This is a genomic window from Corallococcus sp. CA054B (assembly GCF_003611625.1).
GTDB classification, from domain to species: Bacteria; Myxococcota; Myxococcia; order Myxococcales; family Myxococcaceae; genus Corallococcus; species Corallococcus coralloides.
Map to the genome: position 1 here is coordinate 37780 of NZ_RAVY01000047.1, position 12851 is coordinate 50630.

The following is a 12851-nucleotide window of genomic DNA, read 5'->3' on the forward strand; positions in this document are numbered from 1 at the left end:
CCTATACGCGCCCCCGCCCGCGCCGGATTTGTCGCAGGCTCACACCGCGACGGCGAAGTCCCGCAGGGCCGCGTTGAGGCTGGTCTTCTGGTCGGTGGACGCCTTGCGCTGCCCGATGATGAGCGCGCACGGGACCATGTATTTGCCGGCGGGGAACTGCTTCTCCCGCATGCCCGGAATCACCACGCTGCGCGCCGGCACGCGGCCCTTGTGGATGACCTCCTGGGGCCCGGTGACGTCGATGATCTGCGTGGACGCGGTCAGCACCACGTTGGCGCCGAGCACCGCCTCCTCCTCCACCACCACGCCCTCCACCACGATGGAGCGGCTGCCCAGGAAGGCGCCGTCCTCGATGATGACCGGCGACGCGGTGGGCGGCTCGAGCACGCCACCCAGCCCCACGCCGCCGGACAGGTGGACGTTGCGGCCCACCTGCGCGCAGGAGCCCACGGTGGCCCAGGTGTCCACCATGGTGCCCGCGCCCACCCGCGCGCCGATGTTCACGTAGCCGGGCATCATCACCGCGCCCTTCTCCACGAAGGCGCCGTAGCGCACGGTGCCCGGAGGCACCACGCGCACGCCCGCCGCCTCCAGGCCCTTCTTCAGGGGCACCTTGTCGTAGAACTCGAAGGGGCCCACCTCCATCACCTTCATCTCCGACACGGCGAAGAACAGGAGGATGGCCTCCTTCACCCAGGCGTTGACCCGCCAGCCGTCCGGGCCCTTCTCCGCGACGCGCAGCTCCCCGGTGTCCAGCCGCGCGAGCGTCTCGCGCACCGCCGCCACCGTGTCCGCGTCCTTCAGTTTCGCCCGGTCCGCGAACGCCGCGGACACCCGCTGGGAGAGCTCTTCGAGGGATGTCGCCATGACGCCGGGTTGAATCACACTTCAGGTGTCCGCGCCCCCCTCAATGTCCACCGCCGGACGGCCTCACGCGTGCGACGGCTCGGGCCCCAGCACCAGGGGCAGGGTCTGTGTCGGGATTTCTCCGTGAAACATGGCATCCGCATGAGCCAGCGGGCCCGTGCCCTCCTTCAGGATGACGGCGCCCTGGAGCACCCGGCCCACGGCGGACAGCGGGGCCTCCTTCCATTCGCGGTGGCGGACGAAGGGTGAGCGCCGGACGTAGAGATGCTCCTGCCCGATGAGGGCCACGTACCCCAGGAGCTTCCCGTCCGCCGAGCGGACGCGCATGCCGCTGATGATGGAGCGCCGTTCGGACGGCGTGTCGTCGAAAGCCATCGGTCGTCTCCTCCTGTGCGTCGGAAAGGTGGGGACGGTCCGTGGGCGCCGCGAGCCGCCCACCCCTTCGCCGGGCCCCTGCCCGCCCGGCCGCCCCGGGAGCAGAGGGGGTCCGCCGGCCGGCCTGGAGCCCGTCCGGCCCTTCGCGCCCGGGTTTCCCGCGCCTGGAGGACGCGCTCCCGTTAGCGTGGGCCCGCCATGACGACCCCCGTCTTCCCGCCGCTGCGCGCCGCCTATGAACCGGAGGCCTTCCGGGCCACCGCTCACGCCCTGATGGATCAGCTCGCGGACTACCTGAAGGCCGCGCTCGCCGGGGGCGCGATGCCGGTGCTGCCCTGGGCCCCGCCCGCGGTGAACCAGGAGCGCTTCGCCACGGCCTTCCCGGAGGAGCCGGCGCCGGAGGTCTCCCAGGCCTTCGCGTCACTGATGGCGCGCGTGCTGGAGGGCTCGCACCACCTGCACCACCCGCGCTACGTGGGCCATCAGGTGACGGCGCCCGTGCCGCTGGCCGCGCTGTGCGACGCCGTGTCGTCGCTGCTCAACAACGGCATGGCCGTGTACGAGATGGGCCCCGTCGCCACCGCGATGGAGCACCACGTGCTCGCGTGGATGGCGGCGAAGCTGGGCCTGCCATCCAGCACCCGGGGCGTGCTCACCTCTGGCGGCAGCGCGGGCAACCTCACCGCCCTGCTCGCCGCCCGTCAGGCGAAGGCCGGCTACGACGCGTGGAACGGCGGCGCGCACGCGGGCCCGCCCCTGACGGTGCTGGTCCCCCGCTCCGCCCACTACTGCCTGGCCCGCGCGGTCCGCATCATGGGCTGGGGCGAGGGCGGCCTCACCCCGGTGGACGTGGACGACCACTTCCGCGTGCGGCCGGACGCCCTGGAGGACGCGCTCGAGCGGGCCACCCGCGCGGGGCGCAAGGCCATCGCCGTGGTGGCCAGCGCGGGCTCCACCGCCACCGGCGCGTTCGACCCGCTGGAGCCCGTGGCGGACTTCGCCCAGAAGCACGGCCTGTGGTTCCACGTGGACGGCGCGCACGGGGCCGCGGCGTCCCTGAGCCCGAAGTACCGCGCGCAGGTGAAGGGCATCGAGCGGGCGGACTCCGTGGTGTGGGACGCGCACAAGGGGCTGCTCATGCCCGCGCTGGTGACGGCCGTGCTCTTCCGCGACGGCGCGCGCTCCTTCGACGCCTTCTCCCAGGAGGCCCACTACCTCTTCCACGGCGACGGCGACGACGCGCGCCCCTACAGCGACGTGGGCCTGCGCACGCTGGAGTGCACCAAGGAGATGATGCCGCTCAAGGTCTACGCGTGCCTGTCCGTGTTGGGCACGCGCGTCTTCGAGGAGGCCGTCACCGCCTCCTACGACCTGGCCCGGCGCTTCGCGGGGATGCTCACCGCCGCCCCGGACTTCGAGCTGGCCCTGGAGCCCGACTGCAACATCGTCTGCTTCCGCCACACCCCCGCGCACGTGCCGCCGGAGGGCTGGGACGCGCTCCAGGTCCGCCTGCGTGAAGCGCTGGTCTCCCGTGGGAGTTTCTACCTGGTGCAGACGCGGCTGCCCCGGGGCGTGTACCTGCGCACCACGCTCATCCACCCGCTCACCGGGGACGCGGACCTGGAGTCCCTGCTGGACGCGCTCCGGAGCGCGGCGGCCCAGCCCTGAATTTTGTGAGCAAGGGAGTCGCCCTGGCGGGGGAAATGCGATAGGGCGGGGCCGCCATGCTCGTCTCGCTCGTCATCCCCGTCTACAACGAGATTCCCACCCTGGCGGAAATCCTCCGGCGCTGCATCGCCGTGGACTTCCCCAAGGAGCTCGTCCTGGTGGACGACTGCTCGAAGGACGGCAGCCGCGAATTCCTGCGTCAGCTGTCCGAACAGGGCCTGGACATTTTGGGGGGCGCGCCGAAGAACCGGAACGAAATCCGCGTGCTCTTCCAGGAGAACAACCAGGGCAAGGGGGCCGCGCTGCGCCGGGGCTTCGCCGAGGCCACGGGGGACATCATCCTCGTGCAGGACGCGGACCTGGAATACGACCCCCGGGACATCCCCCGGGTCATCCAGCCCATCCTCGACGGCGACGCGGACGTCGTCTTCGGCAGCCGCTTCATCGGGTCGCCGCGCCGGGTGCTGTACTACTGGCACACCGTCCTCAACAACCTGCTCACCATGCTCTCCAACATGACGAGCGGGCTGAACCTCACGGACATGGAGACCTGCTACAAGGCCTTCCGCGCGGAAGTGCTGCGCTCCGTGCACGTGGAGGAGGACCGGTTCGGCTTCGAGCCCGAAATCACCGCCAAGGTGGCGCGCGGCAACTGGCGCGTCTTCGAGGTGCCCATCAGCTACCATGGGCGCACCTACGAGGAGGGCAAGAAGATTGGCTGGAAGGACGGCGTGCGCGCCCTCTACGCCATCGGGAAGTACTCCCTGAAGCGCTGAACACCCTGACGTCCGCCCGGCCGCTGTCCGGGGGAGGATGCGGCACGGGTCCTTCAAGAAAATCGCGCTCCGAATGGGGACAAGGGAACAGACGGGCGGGTGCGGTTGGTTGTCCAGCGAGCGGCACCCCGCGAGGGGTTCCGGCTTTTCTTCCTCCGTATTGCGGCGCGTAGTAGTTTCGACAACGCACTCCGTCTGAAGGGCGGGGAGTTTCGCGGCCCTTCCGAAAGTTTCCGTCCCCGTATGTTCGACTGGCTCCACACCCTGTTTTCGCGCGACCTCGCCATCGACCTGGGTACGGCGAACACGCTCATCTACATCCGCGGCCAGGGCATCGTGTCCAACGAGCCCTCCGTCGTGGCGGTGCAGCAGGACTCGCGCGGCGGCAAGAAGGTGCTCGCCGTGGGCAAGGAGGCCAAGGAGATGCTCGGCAGGACGCCGGGCAACATCGTGGCCATCCGGCCCATGAAGGACGGCGTCATCGCCGACTTCGAAATCACCGCCGCGATGCTGCGCTACTTCATCCAGAGCGCGCACAACCGCAAGACGCTGGTGAACCCGCGCATCATCATCGGCATCCCGTCCGGCATCACGGAGGTGGAGCGCCGCGCGGTGCGTGAGGCGGCCGCCAACGCGGGCGCGCGCGAGGTCTACCTCATCGAGCAGCCCATGGCCGCGGCGATTGGCGCGGGCCTGCCGGTGACGGAGCCCAGCGGCAACATGATTGTGGACATCGGCGGTGGCACGTCCGACGTCGCGGTCATCAGCCTCGCGGGCATCGTGTTCGCCAAGTCCGTGCGCATCGGCGGCGACAAGCTGGACGAGGCGATCATCCAGTACGTCAAGCGCAAGTACAACCTGCTCATCGGTGAGCGCACGGCGGAGCTCATCAAGATGGGCATCGGCACGGCGTACCCGACGGACGAGGTCATGACCATGGAGATCAAGGGTCGCGACCTGGTGGCCGGCGTGCCGCGCACGCTGACGGTGTCCAGCGACGAGGTGCGCGACGCGCTCGCGGAGCCCGTCAACGGCATCGTCGAAGCGGTGAAGCTGACGCTGGAGCGCACGCCGCCGGAGTTGGCCGGTGACATCGCGGACCGCGGCATCGTGCTGGCCGGTGGCGGCGCGCTGCTCAAGAACCTGGACACGCTGCTCCGTGAGGAGACGGGCCTGCCGGTGTTCCTCGCGGAGGACCCGCTGTCCGCCGTGGTGATTGGCGCGGGCAAGGCGCTGGAGTCCTTGGACATCCTCCGCCAGGTCTGCCAGCCGGGCTGAGGTTCCCTCTCCCGCTGCACCGTGACGGCGCCGGACCTCTTTCAGGGGTCGGCGCCGTTCGCGTTTCCGGCCGTCGTGGTGACGGTGGCGGCCCGGGGCAGCGGCAGCCCGGTGGGCCTGACGATGCGCGCCTCGCAGTGGGGGCGGCGTCCCTCCCGGTCGTCCTCCTGGCGGGCCTGCTCCTCCACGACGGCGCCTCGCAGGAGCATCCCCGGGGGGATGGACCGCTCCACCTTCGTGTCCATGCAGGCGTCGAACGCGCGCCGCATCCAGGGGCCGGTGGCGCGGACGGCGAAGCCTCCCAGCGCGTCCACGCGGGTGAGGCCATCCAGGCGCTCGACGAAGACCGGGTAGCCCTCCCGCGCGTCTCGCCGGGCGTGGACCAGGATGGCGGCGGCGCGCAGCCCCGGGTCCAGGCGGATGAGCCCCGGTCCGGTGTCGCGCGAGGCGGACAGGGCGTGGTTGCGCAGCGGTTCGCGCGCGAGCATCACCGGCAGCGACGCGTTGAAGAGGTTCTTCGCGCGCGCATCCCCCACCCGCGTGAGCTCCAGCGCGAGCAGCGCGGCGACCTCCGGGTCCAGGCGGGACAGCACGGCTTCGGACTCGCCCACGGCATCCTTCAGCGCGCGCTTCGGGTCCTGCAGCACGTCCCGGGTGAGGCGCAGCACGGCGCGGTCCACGGGCGACGTCACCGCCGCGACCTCCGCCGCCTTGGGCGAGCGCTGGCCGGTGAGCAGGTCCAACAGCGCCATCCGCTCCGGCTGCCGGGCCAGGGGGGAGGGAATCCAGTCGCGCATCACGTAGGACGTGTGCTCGGGCCCGGCGGCCGCGGCCGTGCGTCCGGCCAGCACCAGGAAGTCCCAGGTCCGGCGGCGCGTGTCCTCGGCGTAGCGGCGCACCACGGTGGTGGCCGCGTCGCGCAGCTGCGCGCGCAGGAGGATGCGCACGTCCAGCTCCAGCGCCTCCAGGGTGTCCGGCGGGTGTTTCTCCTCGAGTGCCTTCAGCTGTCTCGCCGTCTCGGTGATGAAGTCCTGGCGCTCGCTGTCACTCCAGTAGCGCGAGTCCCCCAGCTCGAAGCGCCAGCGCGCATCCAGCCAGGCACGGACCACGTCGGGCGAATCCGGGAAGCGCTTCGCCAGCGCCTGGTACGCGGTGACGGCCTCCGCGGTGCCCAGGGACGGCGGGCTCGCGCGCTGGAGGTAGAGGGCGGCCAGCGGTGAGTCCGGATGCTGCTGCGCGTGCTCCGTGTAGCGGGCGCGGGCCGCGTCTCCGTCTCCAATGAGGCGCAGCAGTGACAGCGCCAGCGCCTGCGCGCCCGGATCCTCCTGCCAGGTGTGCATCAGCATCGCCGCGTAGCCGCGCGTGTTGCGCCAGCGCAGGGCGTCCGGGAGGTTCACCGGCGCCTGTGAGTCCAGGATGAGCAGGGCGCGCGCGGCCACCTCCCGCGCCAGGGCATTCCCTGGCTCCACCTGTGCGACGGCGGACGCCACGCGGCCCGCGGACTCCCAGCGTCCTGCTTCCGCGAAGGCGCGCGCAGCGGCCTCCCAGTTCGCGGCCTGGACGGAGAGTCGCTCGCCCGGCTGAAGCACCATGGCGCTCTCCGGCAGGGACCTGGAGCGTGGGCCCGAGTAGGTGGCCCCGTCATCCGGGACCGCCTCCAGCATCGCCGCGCCCTTCACGTTGTAGAGGATCCGCTCGCCGTCGGTCGGCAGCCACACGTCCTCGATGACGGGCTCCTGGCCGGGCCAGGTCGTCACCGCGCGGAGCAGGTCGTCTCCCAGCTTCACGCGCCCCTGCTCCTGCGTCCCGGGCGCCACCACCCAGTGCTCGCCGCCGATGCGCACGTCCACGGGGCGTGACAGGCCATTGACGACCGTCACGGCGCGCATGCTGCGAGCCTCCAGCCACATCGCGCCCAGCCCCGCCAGGCCGCAGAGCCCCAGCGCCATCGCGGTAAGGGACGTCGCGCGGCGGCGAGACCTGCCGCGTGAAGGTGGCACCTGACCAATGACCTGGAGCGGCGCCTTGCCGTCAGAGCGCACGAGGTAGCCGTCCAGGGGCCACACCGGAACGCCCAGCACCGTCACGGTGCGCTCGGCGACGAAGGGAGCCTTCGGGGCGGCGCCGCGAGGAGGCATGCCCCTCCACCGCACGCCCGTCCCCAGCACGGAGGACGCGGACGGCGGGCGGGTCGCGATGACGAAGGCGCCCCGGTCCTCCACCAGCGCCGCCAGCAGCTCCAGGGTGGGCCCGGGCGGCTCGTGCTCCAGCCGGCGTGAGAGCACCGCGTGCACCGCCCACGCATCACCCCGCGCGAGCGCCTCCGACAGCGCGGCATCCGGCAGGAGCTCCGCCAGACGCGGCGCGCGCTCCAGCAGGCCGCTGGGGTCCATGACAGGGGAGAGGGACATGGCCCGCATTCAACCGGGTGCCAGCGGGGGGAAGGCAAGCCCCCGAGCCCTGAATCCCGTCAGGACATGGCCCGAAGCGCCAGCGCACTGGATGCCTTCGACCTCAAGAGGGCCACCATCATCCATCGCCGCACCGGGCTCTCGGGCAGAAGGCCGTCCCCTCGGATGAGGACGTAAGCCCCCTGCCGGCCTCCTGGCGGCGCGCATCAAAAACCTGTCCGACTGTCGGACAGCTTCGGGCCACCGCGACCGAGACCTCCGCCCCCCGAGTAGAGGAAACCTGTCCGACTGTCCGACAGGTTTGGACCACTTCGGTTGGCGGGGCCTCCGCTCCATCCGAGCCGAGGAAACCTGTCCGACTGTCGGACAGCTTTGGGCCACCGTGGCTGGCCGGGGCCCCGCCCCGCCCCCTGGAACTTGTCCGACTGTCGGACAGCTTTGGGCCACCGTGGCTGGCCGGGGCCCCGCTCCGCCCCGCCCGCAGGAACTTGTCCGACTGTCGGACAGGTTCGGAGCAACCGCGGCCGGGAGAGCACCCCATCGGGCCAGCGGAAACCTGTTGGACCGGCTCGTGCAGTGCACCACTGGCGGGATGAGGCATGCCGCTTGCCTTGAATCCCGTCAGGCCGTTGGCCGAAGCTCCCGCACCATGGGCGCCTTCGACCTCGTGATCATCTCCGTCATCGTCGCGCTCGGCTTGGGGCGCTTCCTCGTGATGCGCGACCAGCGCCGCGCGCCACCTCCGGAGGCCGGTCCGCGCAAGCCGACGCCGCAGCGCATCGCCGGGCGCGTGCTGCTGGGGTACGCCTACGCGATGGCGCTGTTCATCCTGGTCCGCTTCTTCCTCAGCCGGATGTGACGGATGCGGAATGCCTTCCCCCATGACCCCATGGCTCGTGTCGGGGGTCGGTGCCCTTCGCGCTGGGGACATCCCTGCGTCGCTGGGATGACCGCGGCCCCACGAAGGGCGTCATCGAACGGCGGCACCTGACGCCGCCGCGGCTCACCTACAGCCTGGCGGCCTACACGGCCCTGGGCCTGTACCTGGGCCCCTGAGCGCACGAAGCGCCCGGGGCCCGAGGGGCGAGCCCGGGCTTCAGTGCTTGCCGTACTCCAGCTTCACGCCCTTGCGCTGCGCGTAGATGTACGCCTCCATCGCGCGCATCTTCGGGTCGCCATCCGCCAGCGGCTTGCCGCGCACCGGGTTCTCGATGCACCAGTTGATCATGTCGCGCAGCAGCGCTGTGCGGCCCAGCTGCACCTGGTACTTCGGGTAGGTCTCCGGGTGCGTGTTGGCCGCGTCCGGATGGCACATGTCGCACGACACGCCTATCGTGCCGCCCAGCGCCTCCGCGTCGTGGAACACGCGGTGGCCCTCCTTCACGGTCTCCTGCACGGAGGCCGCCCACACCTGCTCGTCACGTTCTGAGAACGCGCCGTAGGTGTGGCCCGTCTGGAGGTTCGTCTTCTGCTGCTGGGGCACCGCCTTGGCGCCCGTCTCCGCGCCCACGCCGCCCTGGCGCACGTCGTTGCCCGAGGGCTTCGAGCCGGGGTTGGGCTGGGGCGCGGGCGTCGGGTTCTTCTTCGCGGCCGGAGGCGTGGCCTGCGCCAGCACCGGGCCGGGCACGACGTCCCAGTTCGCGTTCGGGTTCTTCTTGCGCCAGTCGTCCATCAACTGAGCGGTGGCGGTGATGGCCTGGGCGCGGGTGAGCTTCTGGCCGTCCTTCACGCCTTGCACTTCCAGGGACGTCTCACCGTCACACAGGCCCAGCACCAGGTTGCCGTCCTTGGACGCGGGCACGACGTGCCTGGGCAGGGCTTGCGCCTGGGGGGCGGCCTTCGACTCCGGGGACGTGGCGAGCGCCACGCCGCCCGCGAAGGACAGGGCCGCGCACGGGACCACGAGCAGCTTCATTCGCAGGTTCATGGGAGGGAGTTCCTCTTCCGGTCCTAGTAGGTGGGCAGCTTGGGCTTGGGGGGCGCGGACTGCTTGCCACCGGAGCCCAGGTAGCTGGCGCGCACGGTGATGGGGTCGCGCTGCCAGAGGTTGTAGAGCTTGTCCACGAGCCCCGACTCCAGCACGTCCATGCGGCCGTTACCGCAGCCGTCGAACTGGCTGAACGGATCCGCGCGGTTCATGGGCACCGTGAGCGAAGGCAGGCCTTCCGGCGCGTACGGCCACGGCCACGCGGTGGACAGCATCCCGTGGAAGGAGATGTTGCCAATGCGGTTGCTGAGCAGCTGGTGCGTGTGGCCGTGGATGACGGTGACCTTCTCGTACGGCTTGAGGATGGCCTGCACCTCGTCCGCGTCGTCGGTCCAGAAGTTCCAGGGCTTGTAGTACTTGTAGAGCGGCGAGTGGCTGAAGACGATGACGGGCGTCGTCTTCGCCACCTTGGCCAGGTCGTTCTGGAGCCACTGGCGCTGCTCGGCGCCGACCTCGAAGCGGGACTGGATGCCATTGTCCAGGCCGGCGACGATCTTCATGCGCTCCATGGGGGAGAGCTTCCGCTCCGTCCAGAAGTCCTTCTCCAGGATGGAGTTGAGCACCACGAAGTGCACGCCCTTGTGGTCGAAGGAGTAGTTGGGCGCACCGAACAGGTCGCGCCACAGCTCGCCCATGTCCAGGAACCAGTCGTGCTCGCCCACCATCATCTTGATGGGGGCCTTCACGGACTTGAGGATTTGAGCGCCCAGCTTGAGCTCGCCGGCCTGGCCCAGCTGCGCCAGGTCACCGCCGAAGAGGACGAAGTCCGGCTGGGGGTCCAGCGCGTTCACGTCGTCCACGGCCTTGAGGATGGCGCGCACGAAGCGGTCGTTGAGCTTGTTCTCGTATAGGTGCGTGTCGGAGATGTACGCGAAGGAGAACCTGGGCTTCTCCCCCTGCGCCTCCGCCACGTTGACCAATTGGAAGCTGTTGGGCGTGAGCTTGCCCATGCCCGCGACAATGCCGGCGGAGATGCCGGCGACGCGCATGAAGGCGCGGCGGTCCAGCTTGCGCAGGCCCTCGAAGAAGGCGTCGCGCTCGGCGTAGTGCTTCGTCTCGATGCTCTGGAGCTTGTTTGCCATGGCGCGCCTCGGTTACCGCTGCTTGGGGGTCGTCACCGGGGTGACGTCGCCGTAGAAGCCCAGGTCCGCCGGATTCTTCGCGTTCAGGTCCGGGTTGGGAGCCAGGTCGCCCAGGTTGCCCTTCTTGCCCATGGCGGTGGCGGTGTCCCGCTCCGGCCGGGTGTTCTTCCGGGCGCGCTGCTTCGCCAGCTGCTCCTTGTTGAGCTTGTCGAACTTCGTATCCGTGAGGGTGAAGAGGAACGCCACCAGGTCGTCGATTTCAGGCTCGGTGAGCCCCAGCCGCTGCATCCCCCCGTCGAGGTAGGGATTGGCCACGCCGCCCTTGTTGTAGTGGTCCATCACGTCCCACAGCGTGGTGAGCGACCCGTCATGCATGTACGGACCGGTGATGCCCACGTTGCGCAGGATGGGCGTCTTGAACGAGCCCACGTCGTTCTCCTGCTTGGTGACGAGGAAGCGGCCCAGCTCGGAGAACTCCGAGTTGAGCGCCAGTTCGTCGATCTGCTTCTCATCACCGGTGCGCACCACCTGCACGCCCTTGCGCGCCAGGGTGACGAAGTCCTGCTTGTGCGCGGCGACGCCGATGTTGTGGAACTTCTGGTCGCTGAACAGCGGGGAGACGGCGTTGCCCGCGTGGCAGGAGTTGCAGCGCGCCTTGCCGTTGAAGAGCGCCCAGCCGTTCTTCTCCGACGCGGTGAGCGCCTTGCTGTCGCCCGCGATGAACCTGTCGAAGCGCGCGTCGCCGGAGAACTGCATCCGTTCGAACGCGGCGATGGCGACGGCCAGGTCGTCGAAGTTGGGCTCGCGGCCGAACACCTTCTGGAAGTCGGTGACGTACTCGGGGATGCCGCGCACCTTCTTCACGACGGTGTCGGGGTCCGGCATGCCCATCTCACGCGGGTTGAGGATGGGCAGCTTCGCCTGGTCCTCCAGCGTGGCCGAGCGGCCGTCCCAGAACTGGGTGGCGTTGAAGAGGGCGTTGAGGACGGTGGGGCTGTTGCGCGTCACCTTCTGCTGCTTGACGCCCTCGGACAGCGGCTTGCCGTCGGTGAAGCCCAGCTCCGGCTCGTGGCACGTCATGCAGGCCACGGTGTTGTCCACGGAGAGGCGCTTGTCCCGGAAGAGCTTCTCCCCCAGCGCCACCCGCTCCGGCGTGGGCTCGGAGCCCTTGGGCACCGAGAGCCGCCACAGCGTCGCGGAGACGCCCGGCGGCAGCGGCGGCGGTGTCGCATTCGCGGGTTGTGAAGGGGGAGGTGCTGCCAGTCCTGCGCCGGAGTTGAGCACCACGGCGAGCATCGTGACGACGCCCGAAGGCAGCCGCATGAACGCCTCCTACCCGTTCTCTGGAGCCGCCGCGGGACATCCGCCCGGGTCCGAGGCCGGTCCGCGCATTTCATGCCACCCGCGAAAGCTGTTCAACGGTCTCTAGGTCCAGGGGGAGGGAGAGTGTCTGGGATTGGAACGTTGGACGTCACGCTCCCCCACCGGGCAGAGGGAAAGACACGCACGGGCTTCATCTTTCCGCCCGTGCGAGTCCCGAGCCTGCGTCAGCGGACCCTTCCGCTGGAGTCCGCGATGCCAGCCCTCTTCAGCACGCCCAGCAACGGGTTCGCGCCGTCCGTGAGGAGGACGGGGATGTCCTGCTCCCCGAACCGGACGGTGCCCCTGCCCGGCGCGCCCTCGTCCGGCCGGGCGCCGGGGAGCATCATCAGCATGTCGAAGCTGGACCTGGACGTGACCAACATCCCCTTGAGGTTTCCCTGGAGGGGGACGCTCTGCCAGTGGAGTTGCTCGTTGTTCGCCTGGGGGCTCCTGCCGCGCACGGTCTCGTTGAAGGCGCTGTTGCGGGCGGACTCGGTCTGGCGGCTCCAGAGGGGGGCGCGGCCGAGCGGATCATTCACGGGGAGGCCCGCTTGATGCGCGCTGGTCGAGCCCGGGACCTTGCCCATGTTGTCCGTGGAGGACGCCCGCCAGCCGTGGCCGGGGTTCTCCAGCACGGCGGGGCTGAGGATCATCTGCACCTTGCTGTCATTGCTCCCCACGCCGCTGCCCTGGGCCTTCCAGGAGCGCTGCTCGATTCCCACCGCGCGCGTGTAGACGGCCAGCGCTCCGCCGCCGTTCTTGTCCGCGGTCCGCGAGTAGATGCCGTCCTTGCCCAGCCGGGTGTAGGCGGAGTTGAGCTGGCCCTGCTGGAGGGCGGTCTGCACGTGCTCCGGGGAGATGCCGTGGGTGAGGCAGGCGGCGCTGTCCAGGCTGAGGGCCGTCTGACGTCGTTGCGGATCCGCCGCGGCCAGCGGGGGGCAGGGGCCCTGAGCATACCGGACGCCGGTTCTGCCCTCGGCCAGCGGGGTGAGGGGCGCCGGACCGGTGAAGGCGCTGATGCCCTGGTGGGGGGCGAGGGCGAGCG

The 12851-nt window shown here is 70.2% G+C and carries 12 protein-coding genes; 5 read left to right on the forward strand and 7 right to left on the reverse strand.

The features are described 5' to 3' along the window. Positions 1–39 precede the first annotated feature (39 nt). Together D7V80_RS14565 and D7V80_RS14570 are read right to left on the reverse strand one after the other, a co-directional pair. Positions 40–867 carry a 2,3,4,5-tetrahydropyridine-2,6-dicarboxylate N-succinyltransferase gene (locus D7V80_RS14565; RefSeq protein ID WP_120588732.1) on the reverse strand — a complete coding sequence of 276 codons (828 nt, stop codon included), beginning with the start codon at positions 865–867 and terminating at the stop codon, positions 40–42. A gap of 63 nt (positions 868–930) precedes the next feature. Next, positions 931–1242, reverse strand: coding sequence for a hypothetical protein (locus tag D7V80_RS14570; protein ID WP_120588733.1), 312 nt, complete (start codon positions 1240–1242; stop codon positions 931–933). Positions 1243–1440: 198 nt separating this feature from the next. Here D7V80_RS14570 and D7V80_RS14575 point away from each other — a divergent pair, with 198 nt between their 5' ends. The 3 genes from D7V80_RS14575 (at position 1441) to D7V80_RS14585 (ending at position 4964) form a co-directional block, all read left to right on the forward strand. Then, positions 1441–2910 carry an aminotransferase class I/II-fold pyridoxal phosphate-dependent enzyme gene (locus D7V80_RS14575; RefSeq protein WP_120588734.1) on the forward strand — a complete coding sequence of 490 codons (1470 nt, stop codon included), beginning with the start codon at positions 1441–1443 and terminating at the stop codon, positions 2908–2910. Positions 2911–2966: 56 nt separating this feature from the next. Next, a complete protein-coding gene (locus tag D7V80_RS14580) occupies positions 2967–3686 on the forward strand; it encodes a glycosyltransferase family 2 protein (RefSeq protein WP_120588735.1) in 720 nt (239 codons plus the stop codon). 243 nt (positions 3687–3929) lie between these two features. Next, complete coding sequence (locus D7V80_RS14585) at positions 3930–4964, forward strand: rod shape-determining protein (protein WP_014400170.1); 1035 nt, start codon at positions 3930–3932, stop codon at positions 4962–4964. Positions 4965–5005: 41 nt separating this feature from the next. Here D7V80_RS14585 and D7V80_RS14590 read toward each other — a convergent pair whose 3' ends face one another. Continuing rightward, the gene (locus D7V80_RS14590; protein WP_147447104.1) at positions 5006–7375 is read right to left on the reverse strand and encodes a hypothetical protein; all 2370 of its coding nucleotides are present in this window, start codon (positions 7373–7375) and stop codon (positions 5006–5008) included. Between the two features lie 649 nt (positions 7376–8024). On the opposite strand from D7V80_RS14590, the gene D7V80_RS14595 reads away from it, so the two are divergent. Together D7V80_RS14595 and D7V80_RS41775 are read left to right on the forward strand one after the other, a co-directional pair. Further along, positions 8025–8234 carry a hypothetical protein gene (locus D7V80_RS14595; protein WP_120588737.1) on the forward strand — a complete coding sequence of 70 codons (210 nt, stop codon included), beginning with the start codon at positions 8025–8027 and terminating at the stop codon, positions 8232–8234. A 50-nt stretch (positions 8235–8284) separates the two neighbouring features. Next, complete coding sequence (locus tag D7V80_RS41775; RefSeq protein WP_158616629.1) at positions 8285–8431, forward strand: hypothetical protein; 147 nt, start codon at positions 8285–8287, stop codon at positions 8429–8431. 40 nt (positions 8432–8471) lie between these two features. Here D7V80_RS41775 and D7V80_RS42235 read toward each other — a convergent pair whose 3' ends face one another. From D7V80_RS42235 to D7V80_RS41780, 4 genes are all read right to left on the reverse strand, one after another. After that, positions 8472–9302 (reverse strand): c-type cytochrome, encoded by an 831-nt coding sequence (locus D7V80_RS42235; RefSeq protein WP_199738627.1) that lies wholly within the window; start codon positions 9300–9302, stop codon positions 8472–8474. A gap of 23 nt (positions 9303–9325) precedes the next feature. Next, entirely contained in the window at positions 9326–10444 is a 1119-nt protein-coding gene (locus D7V80_RS14605) for a metallophosphoesterase (protein ID WP_120588738.1), read from the reverse strand. A gap of 12 nt (positions 10445–10456) precedes the next feature. Then, complete coding sequence (locus D7V80_RS14610) at positions 10457–11767, reverse strand: cytochrome-c peroxidase (RefSeq protein ID WP_120588739.1); 1311 nt, start codon at positions 11765–11767, stop codon at positions 10457–10459. Between the two features lie 224 nt (positions 11768–11991). Next, a partial coding sequence (locus tag D7V80_RS41780) for a hypothetical protein (protein WP_158616630.1) occupies positions 11992–12851 on the reverse strand: 860 nt, incomplete at its 5' end.